This window comes from Microbacterium sp. Leaf288, from assembly GCF_001422925.1.
GTDB lineage: Bacteria > Actinomycetota > Actinomycetes > Actinomycetales > Microbacteriaceae > Microbacterium.
Genome location: NZ_LMNI01000010.1, coordinates 742,205 through 757,944, shown reverse-complemented (window position 1 = coordinate 757,944; position 15,740 = coordinate 742,205). Strand labels below are relative to the sequence as shown.

The window sequence follows — 15,740 nt, the reverse complement described above, 5'->3', positions numbered from 1 at the left end:
TGATGTCTTCTTCGCCTGATCCTCGCACCACGACCGCCACCGGCACCGACGTCCGCGTCCGGTTCTGCCCTTCGCCGACCGGTCTTCCGCACGTCGGACTGATCCGCACGGTGCTGTTCAACTGGGCGTATGCGCGTCATACCGGGGGCAAGCTCGTGTTCCGCATCGAAGACACCGACGCGGCGCGCGACAGCGAGGAGAGCTACCAGCAGCTTCTCGACGCCCTCCGCTGGCTCAAGATCGACTGGGACGAGGGGGTCGAGCTCGGCGGCCCCCACGCCCCGTACCGCCAGTCGCAGCGCCACCACATCTATCGTGAGGTGCTCGACAAGCTCATCGCCGCCGGAGCCGTGTACGAGAGCTACTCGACGGCCGAGGAGATCGACGCCCGCAACGAGGCGAACGGCCGCGCGAAGCAGCTCGGCTACGACAACTATGACCGTGACCTCACCGACGAGCAGAAGGCGGACTTCCGCGCCGAGGGCCGTGAGCCCGCGTGGCGCCTGCGGGTCCCCGACGAGGACCTCACCTACGTCGACCTGATCCGCGGCGAGGTGACCTTCCCGGCGGGTTCGTTCCCCGACTTCGTCCTCGTGCGCGCGGGCGGCGTGCCGCTGTATCCGTTCGTGAACCCCGTCGACGACGCACTCATGGGCATCACCCACGTCATCCGCGGCGAGGACCTCATGCCGTCGACCGCCCGTCAGCTCGCGCTGTACAGCGCACTGGTCGATGCCGGCGTCACATCGTTCGTCCCGCGGTTCGCACACATGCCGCTCGTGCTCGGCGAGGAGGGCAACAAGAAGCTCTCCAAGCGCGACCCGAAGGCCGACCTGTTCCTGCAGCGCGACAAGGGCTTCATCCACGAGGGCCTGCTCAACTACCTCGCTCTCCTCGGCTGGTCGATCGGCCCCGACCGCGACGTGTTCTCCCTCGAGGAGCTCGTGGCGGCGTTCGACATCGTCGACGTCAACCCGAACCCCGCGCGCTTCGACCAGAAGAAGGCGGAGTCCATCAACGGCGACCACATCCGGATGCTGCAGCCCCGAGACTTCGCCGATCGGCTGGTGCCGTACCTGGCCGCTGCCGGAGTGGTCGACGAGAACCCGACGCCGGCCCAGGCGGCCATGCTCGCCTCCGCCGCCCCGCTCGTGCAGGAGCGCATGCAGCTGCTCGGTGATGCGCCGGGACTGCTCGGCTTCCTGTTCACCGACACCGTCGGCTATCAGGACGACGCCCTTGCATCGCTGCCGGCGAACACGAATGAGGTGCTGGTCGCCTCGGTCGGCGCCCTCGAGCTCGTGCCCGACACCGAGTTCACCGCCGCCGCGGTGCAGGACGCCCTCGCCGGCGCGCTGATCTCGCCCGCGGAGGACGGGGGCCTCGGTCTCAAGCCCCGCATCGCCTACGGCCCGCTGCGCGTCGCGCTGAGCGGCCGTCGGGTGTCACCGCCGCTGTTCGAGTCGATGGAGCTGCTCGGCAAGTCCGAGTCGATCCGCCGCCTCGGAGCACTGCTCGACGCGCGCGGGTGACGGCTCGGTTTGGAGCACGTGCCTGCGTCGCGTAGACTCATTCCTCGGCACGGCTTCGGCTGACAGCCTTGGGGTATGGTGTAATTGGCAACACGGCTGATTCTGGTTCAGTTGTTCTTGGTTCGAGTCCAGGTACCCCAGCCAAACGAGAAAACCCCCGCTGAGCGGGGGTTTTTCGTTTTCCATCGAACATGGATATCGCGGCCTCAGGCGTCTGCGAGCACCTCGGTGGCAGCATCCCGTCCCAGCGCGAAGTAGGCGGGGTTGTCGTCGCTGTGTGCCAGCAGCATGAGCACGACGGCGGCAGCCCAGGCGTGCGCTCGCACCCAGACGTCGGCGTCGTAGGCTGAGCCCGCCGCCGTGATGAACCGTTCGCGACCCGCGGCGTCGAATGCCAGCCAGGCGACCGCCAGATCGTAGGCCGGGTCGCCCGCGGTGACGTCGCCGAAGTCGATGATTCCGGCGAGCGCGCCGTCGCGCGCGACCAGATTGCCCGGGTGCAGGTCGCCGTGGATCCACACCGGCGTCCGATCCCACGCAGCCGCTTCGAGTCCCGCCTGCCACAGCGCGTGCACGGCGTCCGCTGAAGTGTCGTCGAGGAGGCCTCCCGCGCGCAGCGTGCGCAGTCGCTCCTCGACAGCGCCCGTGCGAGCGGCGAGGGGCACACCGCGGAAGGGATTGACCGGGTGATCCTCCGGTGCGTCGGCATGCAGTGCCACGAGCGCGCGAGCGAGCGTGTCGGCCCATTCGCCGCGCTCGGCGCGCGGCTGGTCCAGAGCGGAGACGCCGTCGATCCACGGCACGACGGACCACGCCCAGGGGTAGCCGTGGCCCGCCACACCGGCCACCACGGGCGCCGGAACGCGCACGTCCAGCGGCGCGAGCCGCTCGGCCACCCCCGGCAGCACGGCCTGCTCGTGCAGGACCAGGGGTGCGGCGAGCGCGCGGCGGGGGAGTCGCACGGCGTACTCGCCACCCAGCCGCCACACCTCGCTGTCCCAGCCCTCCGCGACCTTCCGGAGCGGCAGCTCGCGGGCGGCGGGGATGGTCGCGAGCGCCTGGTCGGCGAGCAGTCCTCGGATGAGTGCGGTGTCGAACGAGACCTCAGCGGCGGGTTTGTCGGGCACCGTACGACGATACTCTCTTGCGTTTATGTGGGACTGTGTTGTATTGTGTGGGAATCCAACGGAGGGTTGTCCCACATGTACGCGACGGAGCGCCACGAGCAGATCGAGCTCCTGGTGGCAGAGCGGAGCCGCGTGAGCGTCGTCGAGCTCGCCGAGCGCTTCGACGTCACGACCGAGACCATCCGTCGCGATCTCGATCACCTCGAGTCCGCCGGCGCGCTGCGCCGCGTTCACGGGGGAGCGGTGAGCCGGGAGCGCGCCAGCACGCGCGAGCCCTCGCTCGCTGAGCGCCTCGAGCACCACGGCGGCGCCAAGGCCGCCATCGGTCAGCGCGCCCTGGACGCCCTCGGCGCCGAATTCACCGGATCCGTCTTCCTCGACGCCGGCACGACCACCTCGGCCGTCGCCTCGGCGTTGATCCCGCGCCTCTCGAGCGCTCGGATCGAGGTCGTCACGCACTCGCTGACACTCGGAAACACGCTGGCCGGCATCCCGGGCGCCTCGCTCTCGCTGGTCGGGGGTCGCGTGCGCGGACTCACCGCCGCGGCCGTCGGCGCCGACACGGTCCGCGCCATCGGCGCCCTGCGTCCCGACGTCGCCTTCGTCGGCACCAACGGTGTCTCCGCGACGTTCGGTCTCAGCACGCCCGACCCCGACGAGGCGGCTGTGAAGCGCGCCATCGTCGAGTCGGCGCGTCGGGTGGTGGTCGTGGCCGACGCCGAGAAGCTCGGTGCGGAGCTGCTCGTCGGCTTCGCGTCGCTGTCCGACATCGACGTGCTGGTGACGGATGCCGCACCCGACGCAGAACTCGCGTCCGCGCTCGCGGACGCCGATGTGGAGGTCTGGCTCGCATGATCGTGACGCTCACCGCCAACCCGTCCCTCGACCGCACGGTGATGCTCCCCGCCCCTCTGCAGGTCGGAGACGTGCAGAGCGCAGCCTCCGCACGGGAGGACGCCGGCGGCAAGGGCATCAACGTCGCCCGCGCCGTCGCCGCCGCGGGCGAGGACTGCACCGCGGTGCTGCCGCTCGCGCCGGGTGATCCGTTCGACGCGGCCCTCCGCGCGGCCGAGGTCGACGCACGGCGCGTTCCGATCCACGGCAACGTGCGCGCGAACATCGCGATCACCGACCCCGCCGGGGTCACCACGAAGCTGAACCTGCCGGGTGCGGAACTCTCGCCCGACGAGGTCTCCGCGGTGATCGACGCGGTGGTCTCCGCATCCGTGGGCGCGCGTTGGCTGGTGCTGGCCGGCTCGTTGCCTCCCGGCGTCGCCGATGACTTCTACGTGCGCGTGATCGCCGCCGTTCGCCGCGCGCACGGCGCGGACGCCCCGCTCATCGCTGTCGACACCTCCGGCCCGGCGCTCACCGCCGTCGTCGCAGACGGCGCGCCCGATCTCATCAAGCCGAACGACGAAGAGCTCGCCGAGCTCGCCGGCGTCGCCATCGACGGCGCCGACCCGCAGGCGGTGCTCGACGTGGCGCGCGTTCTCGTTCCCGCCCGCGTGCGGGCGGCGCTCATCACCCTCGGCTCCCGCGGTGCCGTGCTCGTCGCCGCCGAGGGCGCCTGGGCGGCCACGCCGCCGCCGATCCAGGTCGTGAGCACCGTCGGCGCGGGCGACAGCTCGCTCGCGGGATACGTGCTCGCTGCGACGCGCGGCGCCGACCAGGACGAGCGGCTGCGCCTCGCGGTCCGGTACGGGTCGGCCGCAGCATCCCTTCCCGGCACGAAAGCGCCGGCTCCCGCAGACCTTCCCACCGGCGACGTGCCTGTCACGCGTCTCGACTGACACCCACCCACCACACCCCACGACCGCAGGAGGTCACCGTGTCCGACACCATCACCCCAGGCCTGGTGAGTCTCGACGTCCCGCTGGGCGCCGACAAGGCCGCCGTCATCCGGGCCCTCGCCGCACGTGTGGTCGCGCAGGGTCGCGCGACCGACGCCGAAGCGCTCTTCGCCGACGCGTGGGCCCGCGAAGAGAAGGACGAGACCGGGCTTCCCGGCGGCATCGCCATCCCGCACGCCAAGAGCGCCGCGGTGTCGACCCCGTCCCTCGCCTTCGCGCGACTGAACCCGGGCGTCGATTTCGGTGCGCCGGACGGCGCCGCCGATCTCGTATTCCTCATCGCGGCCCCCGCGGACGCCGCCGAGGCGCACCTCGCGGTGCTCTCGAAGCTCGCCCGCAGCCTCATGCAGGAGGACTTCACCGCGGGACTGCGCGCCGCGTCGTCCGACGACGACGTGGTCGCGATCGTGCAGGCGGCGATCGGGGAGCGCGAGGCCGCAGCGCCCGCTCCGGCTGCCGCGGCCTCGGTGCCCAGCGCCGCATCGGGCCTCGTCGTCGACGGCCGCCCGGCACGCGTCGTCGCGGTCACGGCCTGCGCGACCGGCATCGCGCACACGTTCATGGCCGCCGACGCCCTCACCGCGGCGGGCAAGAAGGCCGGGATCGACCTCGTCGTCGAGCCGCAGGGCTCCAGCGGCTACCAGGCGCTTCCGGCGGACGTCATCCGCAACGCCGACGCCGTGATCTTCGCCACCGACGTCGACGTACGGGAACCGCAGCGGTTCGCCGGCAAGCCGGTCGTGCGCTCGGGCGTCAAGCGCGGCATCGAGCAGCCCGATCAGCTGATCTCGGAGGCCGTCGCCGCCGCGAACGACCCGTCGGCCACCCGCGTGGGGGGAGAGGCGGCCGCCGCCGCTGCGGCCCCCGCCGAGACGATGTCGTGGGGTGCCCGCATCCAGCGGATCCTCCTCACCGGCGTCAGCTACATGATCCCGTTCGTCGCGGGCGGCGGTCTGCTGATCGCCCTCGGCTTCCTCATCGGCGGCGTCAACGTCAACGCGGACGACGCGGCGTTCACCGTCATCAAGGACAACGCCCTGTGGGCGCTTCCGGAGGGCGGGCTCGCCCAGTACTTCGGGTCGGTGTTCTTCGTGATCGGTGTGACGTCGATGGGCTTCCTCGTCTCGGCGCTGGCCGGCTACATCGCCTTCGCGATCGCGGACAGGCCCGGCATCGCGCCCGGCTTCGTCGCCGGCGCGATCGCCGCGCTGATGGGCGCCGGGTTCATCGGCGGCATCATCGGCGGTCTGCTCGCGGGTTACGTCGCATGGTGGATCGGGCGATTCAACGCCCCGCGCTGGCTGCGCGGCCTCATGCCCGTCGTGATCATCCCGCTCGTGGCGTCGATCGTGGCGTCGGGGCTCATGATCCTGTTCCTCGGCCGCCCCATCGCGACCCTGATGGTCGGGCTGAACGACTGGCTCACGGGCCTCGCCGCGACCGGCGCGATCATCCTCGTCGGCGTGATCCTCGGTCTCATGATGTGCTTCGACCTGGGTGGTCCGGTCAACAAGGTCGCGTACGCGTTCGCGGTCGCGGGCCTTGCGTCCGCTTCGGCGGATAACACCACGCCGTACCTGATCATGGCCGCGGTCATGACCGCCGGCATGGTCCCGCCGCTCGCGATGGCGCTGGCGTCGACGGTGCTCGCACGCAACATGTTCCCCCCGGTCGAGCGTGAGAACGGCAAGGCGGCCTGGCTGCTGGGCGCGGCGTTCATCAGCGAGGGCGCGATCCCGTTCGCCGCGGCGGACCCGCTGCGCGTCATCCCCGCGATGATGGCGGGCGGCGCGGTCACGGGCGCCCTCAGCATGGCGTTCGCCGTCGAGTCCCTGGCGCCTCACGGCGGCATCTTCGTCCTCTTCGCGATCAACCCGATCTGGGGCTTCCTGATCGCTCTCGCGGCGGGCACGGTCGTCTCGGCCCTCACGGTGATCGCTCTCAAGAAGTGGATCGCACCGAAGGAGCTCGAAGAGGCCGAAGCGCGTGTACCCGTGGCGGCCTGAGGGCGTCGTCCGCCAGAATCGGAATCGTCGACCGCCGAGGTCCGACACAGACAGGAGAGAACCATGGCAGAACGTCAGGCCACCATCGCCAGCAGCTCGGGACTCCACGCCCGCCCCGCGAAGCTCTTCGTGCAGGCCGTGCAGGCGCAGCCCGTCCCGGTCACGATCGCGGTCGAGGGCGGTGCCGATCTCAACGCCGGCAGCATCCTGTCGCTGATGGGCCTCGGTGCCTCGCAGGGGACCGTCGTGACCCTGAAGGCCGACGGGGACGGCGCCGAAGAGGCGCTGGACGCCCTGGTCGCTCTGCTCGAGACGGACCTCGACGCACAGTAAGCACCGAAGAATGTGACGACGGATGCCGCGGGTCGAAGCCGCTGCGGCATCCGTCGTCCGCGTTCTGCGGGGTGTTTCGGCGCTTCCGGTTCAGATGTCGGTGCTGTCTCCGGGGTTCAGCGCGAGGAGTTCCCCGCCGCCCTGCTCGGCCGCCCAGCCCAGGCGCGCGCGGCCCATGTCGCGGCCGGCGACCGACAGCGTCATGTCATGCGTGCCGAAGACGCGTCGTGGGGCGACGGCGAGCACGAAGTCCATCGCCTCCCCGATCTTGAGCCATGGGGCGCCGACCGGAGATGCCAGCAGCTTCACCGCGCGGCCCTCCGGGACGGCGTACGAGTCTCCGGGGTAGTAGAACTCGTCGTTCACGAGCACTCCGACGTTGTCGACGACCGGGATCGACTCGTGGATCACCGCGTGCCGGCCGCCGAAGAATTCGAGGCGGAACGGCTCGACCTCGACGACGTCGCCCGGATGGACGATCGTCACGTTGTAGCCCTCGGCCGCCTTGGACACGCCCTCTGGGGCGAAGATCGGCGTTCCCGGGAAAGTCTGGAGGATGCGGTCCAGGTGGTCCGGCGTCCAGTGGTCGGGGTGCTCGTGCGTGATGACGATCGCGACGACGCCCTCGAGCTCTCCGAGCGGTGCCGTGAACGAACCCGGGTCGATGACGACCGTGCTTCCGGTGTCGACGAGTGTCAGGGTGGCGTGCTCGAACTTCGTGACTAGCATGCGTCGAGTCAAGCGCCACGGCGTCGTCGGAGCAAGCGACGAGGGGGCGGCGCGCCGGTGCCCGCGCCGATTTGGAGAGGGCATGCGGGCCGTGGCATAATCGAACGGTTGCCTGAACGGCCCCATCGTATAGCGGCCTAGTACGCCGCCCTCTCACGGCGGTAACGCGGGTTCGAATCCCGCTGGGGTCACCAGTCAGGCAACAACGTCGCAACTCCGGTTGCGGCGCGCTGTACGGCCCCATCGTATAGCGGCCTAGTACGCCGCCCTCTCACGGCGGTAACGCGGGTTCGAATCCCGCTGGGGTCACCATCGACGCCCCGGTCCAGAAGGACCGGGGCGTCTTTCATTTCCGCTCAGATGAGGCGGGGCAGCGCGATCACGACGGCCGCCACCACGCCGCATGCGATGACGAACACCGTAAGGAGCAGGAGCAGGAGCAGGCCGGCGCCGGGCAGCGCGTCAGGCCGGTCGTCGAGCAGGGCGCGGGTGATGCGGCGATGCCGGGCGCCGGCGCGGGTCCAGAGCACCACGGCGAACGCGAGACCGCGAGAGCGGTGCGGTTCCACGCGAGGAACGTCCGCTCGTTCGCGAGGCTGAAGCGCGCGTCCGGCTCATCGCCGGTGCCGTAGACGGCGGCGGGGGAGCGGGTGCGGGTCACCCTCACACCGTAGCTGCGACGCCTGTCGACCCGGCCGTGGCGCGGCACCCCGGCCGGGTCGAGACGGCGGGCGCTCAGCGCGCGCTGCCGGTGTACCGGTCGTCGATCCCCAAGTCTGTGTATGTCCCGGTCAGCTTTCCGGAGCCTTTGACGCCCTCATAGAGACCCCACGCATCGACGAGCGTCCACGACCCTGTGGACCCCGGCTCACCGAACCGCGCGTTCAGCTGCACGGTGAAGCCCCCGTTCCCGCTGTCGCAGGTGAATTCCTTGTCGCCCTTGAACACGCCTCCCCACGGCGTGAACGTCGCGCGAGGGTCGACGTCGAGGACGGTGCCGGTCTCGCATCCCGGGATATTGCCCTCGAAGTCGTTGGGTCCGCCGCCGATCTCGGTGTGCACCACCACGTCGACCGGAAAGCCCACCGGCGCGGCCCCGGCCGCGGCCGACCCGGTGATGCCCAGGACGAGGCCGGCGACGATGCCGACGGCGATTCGCGATCTGATTCCCATTTCCCTACCTCCCCACCCCGGGCGCGGTGCCCGGCGTGGGGGACGCTACGCCCGCGGGCTTCGGGTGTCGAGAGCAACTCCTGTTCTCCGTAGGGCCGCCCCGGGGCGACTCCCTAGGGGGCGGACGGCGCCGAGACCGTCATCGTGACGAGTCGGTGGAACGGTCCGCGTCGACGGTCGGCGAAGCAGGGGGCGCAGCATCCGTCCGCCGACGCCGACGCCCGCGGACGAGTCGCACGATGGCCCACACCACGACCGCGATCACGGCCGCCACGGCGAGCCAGGGCAGGAGGAAGCCGAGCGCGACCACGATGCCGTTGAGCGTGGCGACGAGGCCGTTCCAGCCCGCGGCGAGGCCGTCGCCGAACCCGGCGGGATCGGCGGTCACCGGCTCGACCTCGGGGACGACCGTGACCGACAGTGTCGACATGGCGACCTGGTCGTCGAGCATCTCGAGCTGCTGCTGGTAGGACTCCAGCGTCGCCTGGCGTTCCGCCAGCGCGGACTCCGCGGCGATGAGGTCGGCGACGCTCTGCGCCTGCGTCATCAGCTCGGTGAGGCGGTCCACGGACGCCTGCGCCGCATCGATGCGCGCCTCGAGGTCCACTGTCTGCTCGGTGACGTCCTGACGGGACAGGTTGGTCGCCGTCACCTCGCCTACGTCGTCGAGCTCGTCGACGACGCCCTGCAGCTGGTCGGCGGGGACGCGGACGGTGATCCACGCGCCGTCCGTCGGATACGGGTAGGGCATGGTGTCGTAGACGATGCCGCCGTCGGTGGGACTCACCGGGTACACCGTGCCGTCGCTGCCGACGCTCAGCGACTCGACATAGCCGCCGTGGGCGACTGCCGAGTTGGCGATGGCCCGTGCAGCCGCGTCCACCTCCTCAGCGGTGACCGTCGCGGAGGCCGTGGTGATGATGTCGCGATCAGCAGCCGCCGCGCCGGCGGCGGTGTCACCGGCTGCGCCGGGTGCGACCGTGAGCGGTGCGGATTCGCGGGTGTCGGCACCACCCGAGGAGTCCGTCGTGTTCGCGCCGGCGCCGGAGTCGGCGGGCGCGACGGGCGCGACGGCGGATTCGTCGCCGACGCTGCCTGAGGGACTGACCAGCGAGCCCACGGACGGGGCGATCACGGCCGCGACGGCGATCACCGCGGCTGCCGCGCCGCCGGCGATCCAGAGGCGTCCTCGCCGCGTGCGCCGTGCGGATCGGCGGGTCCGCTCGTGTGCGATGTCGGCGAAGAGAGCGTCCTCGATGTCGTCGATGCGCTCTGAGCTGAGTTCGGGGAGGGATGCGGGGGTCTCGGGACCCGTGGGCTGCGTGCTCATGTGCTCTCCTTCACGACGGTCCGCAGACGGGTGCGGATGCGGGAGAGACGATTGCGGACGACGCCGTGCGCGACGCCGAGCTCGTCGGCGGCCGCCTGGTACGCGTACCCTTCGGTCGCGCACAGCCGGAAGATGGCGCGATCGAGCTCGCCGAGCCCGGCGACCTCGTGCAGGATCGCCTCGGCCAGGCGGTCGTCGATCACCTGCTGCTCGACGTCGACCGTGGACGGCAGGGTCTCGTCGGCCGCGGCTTCGGTGTGCTCGCGGTCGCGCCGCTGCCGGCGGATGCGGTTCGCGGACTGGAACCGGCAGATCGTCGCGAGCCAGGGCAGGAGCGAATCGCCGAGCAGGTCGAGGTCGGGGAGCTTGCGCCAGGCGACGAGGAACGTCTCCTGCGTGACCTCCTCGGCGTCCGCCGGGTTGCCGACGAGCCCGTGCGCCAGCCAGTAGACCGGGCGCACGTACGCCCGGTACAGCGTGCGGAAGGCGTGCTCGCTCCCGCCCGCAGCCAGCACTACGAGCTCGGCGTCGCCCGGCAGGTCCTCGCCCGTCATCCCCATCCTCCGAATTGTCTCTCACCGTGTCAGTGTCCGCATCGTCCGGATCGTCTCACCGGCGCCGGTCGCGCTTCGCCGAGCCTGTATCCTGTTGCGAGCGAGAGGGAGTATCCCGACACCGCGCATCCGTCATCACGGGTCCCGACATTGCGACCCCGGGTGCGCGCCGCAGGCGGTCAGCCGGCGGGGGAGAGACTTTCGGAATTCCGCCGACCCCTCTCACGTCCCCTTCGAAAGGCCCTCCATGGACCTCGAACTCCCGCTGTGGTTCGAAATCGGATCGCTCGTGATCCTCACCCTGATCCTCCTCGCGGATCTCCTGCTGATCCTGAAGCGGCCGCACATCCCGTCGACTCGCGAGTCGACGCTGTGGGTCGTCTTCTACGTGACGCTCGCTCTCATCTTCGCGGGCATCATGTGGATCGTCGCCGGGCCCGAGTACGCCGGCCAGTTCGTCGCCGGCTGGCTCACCGAGTACAGCCTGTCGATCGACAACCTGTTCGTCTTCGTGCTGATCATGTCGCAGTTCGCGGTGCCTCGCCGTTACCAGCAGGAGGTGCTGATGGTGGGCATCATCATCGCCCTCGTGCTGCGCGGCATCTTCATCCTGGTCGGCGCCGCGGTGATCGAGCAGTTCAGCTGGATCTTCTACATCTTCGGCGCGTTCCTGGTGTGGACCGCCTGGCGCCAGGCCTTCCCCGGCGGCGATCACGACTCCGACGTGAAGCAGGAGAACTTCGTGGTGCGCATGCTGCGCCGCACGATCGACATCAGCGACCACTACGACGGCGCGAAGATCCGCACGGTCGTGGACGGCAAGAAGATGTGGACGCCGATGATCATCGTGTTCGCGGCGATCGGCGTGACCGACCTGCTGTTCGCGATCGACTCGATCCCCGCGATCTTCGGCATCACCCAGAGCGCGTTCATCGTGTTCACTGCGAACATCTTCGCTCTCATGGGCCTGCGCCAGCTCTACTTCCTCCTCGGCGACCTGCTCGATCGCCTTCGCTACCTGCACTACGGCATCGCGTTCATCCTGGCCTTCATCGGTCTGAAGCTCGTCTTCCATGCCATGCACGTCAACGAGCTTCCGTTCATCAACGGCGGCGAGCCGATCGAATGGGCACCCGAGATCTCGACGTGGATGTCGCTCGGCGTCATCATCGTCTCGATGCTGGTCGCGACGGTGGCGAGCCTCGTCGCGTCCGCGCGTGAGAAGAAGATGCCGAACGCGGATGCTGCGGCCGCCGTCGTGGCGGACGAGAAGGGCACCCCACCCACGGTCGATCAGCCCCGTTCGGACGACGCTCGCTGATCGCCTTCTTCCAGCCGTATCCCTCGGGCCGCCGACCGTCGTCGGCGGCCCGAGGTGCGGGAGCGCGGGGAGGCGGCAGATGACGGCGGCGGCGCGGGTGCCCGTTTCGACGGTGGTAGCCTGGGCACGTGCGGATCGCTCGCCTTCTCCTTAGCGGCCGCGACGAGTCCTAGTCCCCAGGCCTCCCTCGTCGCGGAGTTCGTCGCGGGCCCCACCCCTTTCGGGCGCAGTCCCACAGAGGAGAACGACTAGCAATGAGCACGACCGATGCATCCGGTATTCCCGATCGTCCCCGCACCCTCGCCGAGAAGGTCTGGGACGACCATGTCGTCGTCCGCGGCGAAGACGGTCAGCCGGACCTGATCTACATCGACCTGCACCTGGTGCACGAGGTCACCAGCCCCCAGGCGTTCGACGGTCTGCGGGCGGAGGACCGCCCGGTGCGGCGCCTCGACCTGACGATCGCGACCGAGGACCACAACACCCCGACGCTCGACATCGACAAGCCGATCGCCGACCTCACGAGCCGCACCCAGATCGAAACGCTGCGGCGCAACGCCGCGGAGTTCGGCGTGCGCCTGCACTCGCTCGGTGACAAGGAGCAGGGCATCGTCCATGTCGTCGGACCACAGCTGGGTCTGACCATGCCGGGCATCACGGTGGTCTGCGGAGACTCGCACACCTCCACGCACGGCGCGTTCGGCGCGATGGCGTTCGGCATCGGCACCAGCGAGGTCGAGCATGTCCTCGCGACGCAGACGCTGCCGCTCAAGCCCTTCAAGACCATGGCGATCACGGTCGAGGGCGAGCTGAAGCCCGGCGTCACCGCCAAGGACATCGTTCTCGCGATCATCGCCAAGATCGGTGCGAACGGCGGGCAGGGGTACGTGCTCGAGTTCCGCGGCAGCGCCATCCGTTCCCTCTCCATGGAGGGCCGCATGACGATCTGCAACATGTCGATCGAGGCCGGCGCCCGCGCCGGAATGGTCGCGCCCGACGAGACCACCTTCGCGTACGTGAAGGGCCGTGCGCACGCGCCGACCGGTCAGGACTGGGACGACGCCGTCGCCTACTGGCGGACGCTCCCGAGCGACGAGGGCGCGGTCTACGACGCCGAGGTGTTCCTCGACGCCGCCGAGCTCGAGCCGTTCGTGACGTGGGGCACCAATCCGGGCCAGGGCGTCTCGCTGAGCGCATCCGTCCCGTCGCCTGAAGACTTCGCCGACCCCAACGAGCGCGCCGCCGCAGAGCGTGCGCTCGAGTACATGGATCTGGTGCCCGGCACCCCGCTCAAAGAGGTGCCCGTCGACGCCGTGTTCATGGGGTCGTGCACGAACAGCCGCATCGAGGACCTCCGTGCGTTCGCGTCGGTCATCGAAGGCCGCAAGAAGGCGGACGGTGTGCGCGTCATGGTCGTCCCGGGCTCGGCTCGGGTCCGCCTCGAGGCCGAGGCCGAGGGCCTCGACAAGGTCATCGAGGACTTCGGCGCCGAGTGGCGTTTCGCCGGCTGCTCGATGTGCCTCGGCATGAACCCCGACCAGCTCGCTCCTGGGGAGCGCTGCGCCTCCACGAGCAACCGCAACTTCGAGGGCCGTCAGGGTAAGGGCGGCCGCACGCACCTCGTCTCGCCGCTCGTCGCCGCGGCCACCGCCGTCATGGGCCGCCTCGCGAGCCCGGGCGATCTTCCCGCGCCCGTCGCGGCCGCAGCCGAAGGCACGGAGGCCTGACATGGAGAAGTTCACGACGCACACCGGCATCGCCGCGCCGCTGAAGCGCTCCGCGGTCGACACCGACCAGATCATCCCCGCCGTCTACCTGAAGCGCGTCACCAAGACGGGTTTCGAGGACGCCCTGTTCGCCAGCTGGCGCCAGGACCCCGAGTTCGTGCTGAACCAGCCCGCGTACGCGGGTGCCAGCATCCTCGTCGCCGGCCCCGACTTCGGCACCGGCTCGAGCCGTGAGCACGCCGTGTGGGCGCTGCGCGATTTCGGGTTCAAGGTCGTGCTGAGCCCGCGGTTCGCCGACATCTTCCGCGGGAACGCGGGCAAGCAGGGGCTCGTCGCCGGGGTGATCTCCGAGGCCGACCTCGAGGCCGCGTGGGCCGCCATCGAGGCGGATCCGGGCGTGTCGATGACGGTCGACCTCGACGCCCGCACCGCGCGCATCGGCGCGCTGGAGCTCCCTTTCGAGATCGACGATTACACTAGGTGGCGGCTTCTCGAAGGGCTCGACGACATCGGGCTCACGCTGCGCGACGCAGACAAGATCGCGCAGTTCGAGGCTCGCCGAGAGGCGTGGCGGCCGCGGACACTTCCCGTTCCGTAAGCCGGGCCGGGAGCCCAGACCCCGGGCACCCGACCGTCGCAAGCCCCCTCTGCACACCAAGTGAGGACCACCGGATGAAGCCGCTCCTGAACGTCGCCGCCGGCGAAAGCACCACTGCCGAAGCGGGAGAGCAGGAACTGACCGGCGAAGTCCTCGCGATCCGGGGCGGGCGACCGCTGACCGGGCGCGTCGAAGTCAAGGGCGCCAAGAACCTCGTCACGAAGGCGATGGTGGCGGCCCTCCTCGGAGAGACCGCCAGCACGCTGCGCGACGTCCCCGACATCAGCGACGTCCAGGTGGTCCGCTCCCTTCTCGAAGTCCACGGCGTCCGCGTCGTGGACGGCGAGGAGGAGGGCACGATCCACCTCGACCCGAGTGGCGCCGTCGCCGCGCACTTCGAAGAGATCGACGCGCACGCCGGGGCCTCCCGCATCCCGATCCTCTTCTGCGGACCACTGCTGCACCTCCTCGGCGAGGCGCTCATCCCCGACCTCGGCGGCTGCCGCATCGGGGACCGCCCGATCAACTTCCACATGGATGCGCTACGCGCCTTCGGGGCCGTCGTGGACAAGAGCTACGAGGGCATCCGCATCACCGCGCCCGACGGGCTGCACGGCGCGAACATCGAGCTGCCGTATCCGAGCGTCGGCGCGACCGAGCAGGTGCTGCTCACGGCCGTGCGCGCGAAGGGCGTGACGGAGCTGCGGAACGCCGCGATCGAGCCCGAGATCATGGATCTCATCGCGGTGCTCCAGAAGATGGGCGCCATCATCTCGTACGAGCCGAACCGCGTCATCTTCATCGAGGGCGTCGACTCGCTGCGCGGATACGACCACCGCGCGATCTTCGACCGCAACGAGGCCGCATCGTGGGCGTGCGCGGCGCTGGCGACCGACGGCGACATCTTCGTCGGCGGAGCGCGCCAGCAGGAGATGCTGACCTTCCTCAACGTCTTCCGCAAGGCCGGCGGATGGTTCGACGTCCGCGAGGACGGCATTCAGTTCCGCCGCGGCGGGGCCTTGAAGCCGGTCGTCGTCGAGACCGATGTGCACCCCGGCTTCATGACCGACTGGCAGCAGCCGCTCATCGTCGCGCTCACGCAGGCTCAGGGCACGTCGACAGTGCACGAGACCGTGTACGAGAACCGGCTCGGATTCACCGAGGCGCTCAACCTGATGGGCGCCGACATCGTCGTGCATCGCGACGGCATCGATGCGCCTGGCCGCCGAGTCCCGCGCCGCGCCCTCGAGCAGGCGGCCGTGATCAACGGCCCGACGCCTCTTCACGGCGCCGATGTGGTCGTCCCCGACCTCCGCGGTGGCTACAGCTACGTGATCGCGGCACTGGCAGCCGAGGGGGAGTCGGTCGTCCGCAACGTCGGGATCATCCGTCGCGGCTACGAGAAGTTCTTCGCCAAGCTCGACCAGCTCGGCGCCGACTTCGACGTCATCGGATAA

15 protein-coding genes, 3 tRNA genes and 1 pseudogene are annotated in these 15,740 nt (G+C 70.1%); 12 read left to right on the top strand and 7 right to left on the bottom strand.

What is annotated here, in order from left to right; translation table 11 throughout:
- The first annotated feature begins 2 nt into the window (after positions 1-2).
- Together gltX and ASF40_RS07625 are read left to right on the top strand one after the other, a co-directional pair.
- The gene (gene gltX, locus ASF40_RS07630) at positions 3-1,532 is read left to right on the top strand and encodes a glutamate--tRNA ligase (RefSeq protein WP_056367617.1); all 1,530 of its coding nucleotides are present in this window, start codon (positions 3-5) and stop codon (positions 1,530-1,532) included.
- 69 nt (positions 1,533-1,601) lie between these two features.
- Positions 1,602-1,676, top strand: a tRNA-Gln gene (locus ASF40_RS07625).
- Positions 1,677-1,738: 62 nt separating this feature from the next.
- Here ASF40_RS07625 and ASF40_RS07620 read toward each other — a convergent pair.
- Complete coding sequence (locus ASF40_RS07620) at positions 1,739-2,659, bottom strand: aminoglycoside phosphotransferase family protein (RefSeq protein WP_056367614.1); 921 nt, start codon at positions 2,657-2,659, stop codon at positions 1,739-1,741.
- Between the two features lie 75 nt (positions 2,660-2,734).
- On the opposite strand from ASF40_RS07620, the gene ASF40_RS07615 reads away from it, so the two are divergent.
- The 4 genes from ASF40_RS07615 (at position 2,735) to ASF40_RS07600 (ending at position 6,851) form a co-directional block, all read left to right on the top strand.
- On the top strand, positions 2,735-3,514 hold the full coding sequence (locus tag ASF40_RS07615) for a DeoR/GlpR family DNA-binding transcription regulator (protein ID WP_056367613.1): 780 nt from the start codon (positions 2,735-2,737) through the stop codon (positions 3,512-3,514).
- Entirely contained in the window at positions 3,511-4,452 is a 942-nt protein-coding gene (gene pfkB, locus ASF40_RS07610) for a 1-phosphofructokinase (RefSeq protein WP_056367611.1), read from the top strand. Before ASF40_RS07615 ends, pfkB begins: the two co-directional genes overlap by 4 nt.
- 38 nt (positions 4,453-4,490) lie before the next feature.
- Positions 4,491-6,518: a PTS fructose transporter subunit IIABC gene (locus ASF40_RS07605; protein WP_056367609.1), complete on the top strand. Its 2,028-nt coding sequence runs from the start codon at positions 4,491-4,493 to the stop codon at positions 6,516-6,518.
- Positions 6,519-6,581: 63 nt separating this feature from the next.
- Entirely contained in the window at positions 6,582-6,851 is a 270-nt protein-coding gene (locus ASF40_RS07600) for an HPr family phosphocarrier protein (RefSeq protein ID WP_045297931.1), read from the top strand.
- Positions 6,852-6,941: 90 nt separating this feature from the next.
- On the opposite strand, the gene ASF40_RS07595 is transcribed toward ASF40_RS07600, so the two are convergent.
- Entirely contained in the window at positions 6,942-7,580 is a 639-nt protein-coding gene (locus ASF40_RS07595) for an MBL fold metallo-hydrolase (protein ID WP_056367607.1), read from the bottom strand.
- 118 nt (positions 7,581-7,698) lie between these two features.
- Between ASF40_RS07595 and ASF40_RS07590 the strand changes: the two genes are divergently transcribed.
- Positions 7,699-7,774: transfer RNA gene (locus ASF40_RS07590), tRNA-Glu, on the top strand.
- A 42-nt stretch (positions 7,775-7,816) separates the two neighbouring features.
- A tRNA-Glu gene (locus ASF40_RS07585) sits at positions 7,817-7,892 on the top strand.
- A 44-nt stretch (positions 7,893-7,936) separates the two neighbouring features.
- On the opposite strand, the gene ASF40_RS21440 is transcribed toward ASF40_RS07585, so the two are convergent.
- From ASF40_RS21440 to ASF40_RS07565, 5 genes and pseudogenes are all read right to left on the bottom strand, one after another.
- Positions 7,937-8,149, bottom strand: coding sequence for a hypothetical protein (locus tag ASF40_RS21440; RefSeq protein WP_056367605.1), 213 nt, complete (start codon positions 8,147-8,149; stop codon positions 7,937-7,939).
- Positions 8,125-8,241, bottom strand: a pseudogene (locus tag ASF40_RS21435) (YidH family protein); the annotation flags it as partial. The gene ASF40_RS21440 and the pseudogene ASF40_RS21435, both read right to left, overlap by 25 nt.
- A 74-nt stretch (positions 8,242-8,315) precedes the next feature.
- A complete protein-coding gene (locus tag ASF40_RS07575; RefSeq protein WP_056367604.1) occupies positions 8,316-8,753 on the bottom strand; it encodes a hypothetical protein in 438 nt (145 codons plus the stop codon).
- Positions 8,754-8,892: 139 nt separating this feature from the next.
- On the bottom strand, positions 8,893-10,083 hold the full coding sequence (locus tag ASF40_RS07570; protein WP_056367601.1) for a DUF4349 domain-containing protein: 1,191 nt from the start codon (positions 10,081-10,083) through the stop codon (positions 8,893-8,895).
- Positions 10,080-10,637 carry an RNA polymerase sigma factor gene (locus ASF40_RS07565; protein WP_056367599.1) on the bottom strand — a complete coding sequence of 186 codons (558 nt, stop codon included), beginning with the start codon at positions 10,635-10,637 and terminating at the stop codon, positions 10,080-10,082. The genes ASF40_RS07570 and ASF40_RS07565 overlap by 4 nt, the downstream gene beginning before the upstream one ends.
- Before the next feature lie 247 nt (positions 10,638-10,884).
- On the opposite strand from ASF40_RS07565, the gene ASF40_RS07560 reads away from it, so the two are divergent.
- From ASF40_RS07560 to murA, 4 genes are all read left to right on the top strand, one after another.
- The gene (locus tag ASF40_RS07560; protein WP_056367595.1) at positions 10,885-11,958 is read left to right on the top strand and encodes a TerC family protein; all 1,074 of its coding nucleotides are present in this window, start codon (positions 10,885-10,887) and stop codon (positions 11,956-11,958) included.
- A gap of 254 nt (positions 11,959-12,212) precedes the next feature.
- Positions 12,213-13,685, top strand: a complete 1,473-nt coding sequence (gene leuC / locus ASF40_RS07555) for a 3-isopropylmalate dehydratase large subunit (protein ID WP_056367593.1) — start codon at positions 12,213-12,215, stop codon at positions 13,683-13,685.
- Between the two features lies 1 nt (position 13,686).
- On the top strand, positions 13,687-14,283 hold the full coding sequence (gene leuD, locus ASF40_RS07550; RefSeq protein WP_056367590.1) for a 3-isopropylmalate dehydratase small subunit: 597 nt from the start codon (positions 13,687-13,689) through the stop codon (positions 14,281-14,283).
- Between the two features lie 74 nt (positions 14,284-14,357).
- Positions 14,358-15,740 (top strand): UDP-N-acetylglucosamine 1-carboxyvinyltransferase, encoded by a 1,383-nt coding sequence (murA, locus tag ASF40_RS07545; protein ID WP_235560163.1) that lies wholly within the window; start codon positions 14,358-14,360, stop codon positions 15,738-15,740.

Bases quoted from the DNA above. Each gene is read 5' to 3' on its own strand.
- gltX (WP_056367617.1), top strand. From the start codon at position 3: ATGTCTTCTTCGCCTGATCCTCGCACCACGACCGCCACCGGCACCGAC.
- ASF40_RS07570 (WP_056367601.1), bottom strand. From the start codon at position 10,083: ATGAGCACGCAGCCCACGGGTCCCGAGACCCCCGCATCCCTCCCCGAA.
- ASF40_RS07600 (WP_045297931.1), top strand. From the start codon at position 6,582: ATGGCAGAACGTCAGGCCACCATCGCCAGCAGCTCGGGACTCCACGCC.
- ASF40_RS07615 (WP_056367613.1), top strand. From the start codon at position 2,735: ATGTACGCGACGGAGCGCCACGAGCAGATCGAGCTCCTGGTGGCAGAG.
- leuD (WP_056367590.1), top strand. From the start codon at position 13,687: ATGGAGAAGTTCACGACGCACACCGGCATCGCCGCGCCGCTGAAGCGC.
- leuC (WP_056367593.1), top strand. From the start codon at position 12,213: ATGAGCACGACCGATGCATCCGGTATTCCCGATCGTCCCCGCACCCTC.
- ASF40_RS07595 (WP_056367607.1), bottom strand. From the start codon at position 7,580: ATGCTAGTCACGAAGTTCGAGCACGCCACCCTGACACTCGTCGACACC.
- murA (WP_235560163.1), top strand. From the start codon at position 14,358: ATGAAGCCGCTCCTGAACGTCGCCGCCGGCGAAAGCACCACTGCCGAA.
- pfkB (WP_056367611.1), top strand. From the start codon at position 3,511: ATGATCGTGACGCTCACCGCCAACCCGTCCCTCGACCGCACGGTGATG.
- ASF40_RS07575 (WP_056367604.1), bottom strand. From the start codon at position 8,753: ATGGGAATCAGATCGCGAATCGCCGTCGGCATCGTCGCCGGCCTCGTC.
- ASF40_RS07565 (WP_056367599.1), bottom strand. From the start codon at position 10,637: ATGACGGGCGAGGACCTGCCGGGCGACGCCGAGCTCGTAGTGCTGGCT.
- ASF40_RS07560 (WP_056367595.1), top strand. From the start codon at position 10,885: ATGGACCTCGAACTCCCGCTGTGGTTCGAAATCGGATCGCTCGTGATC.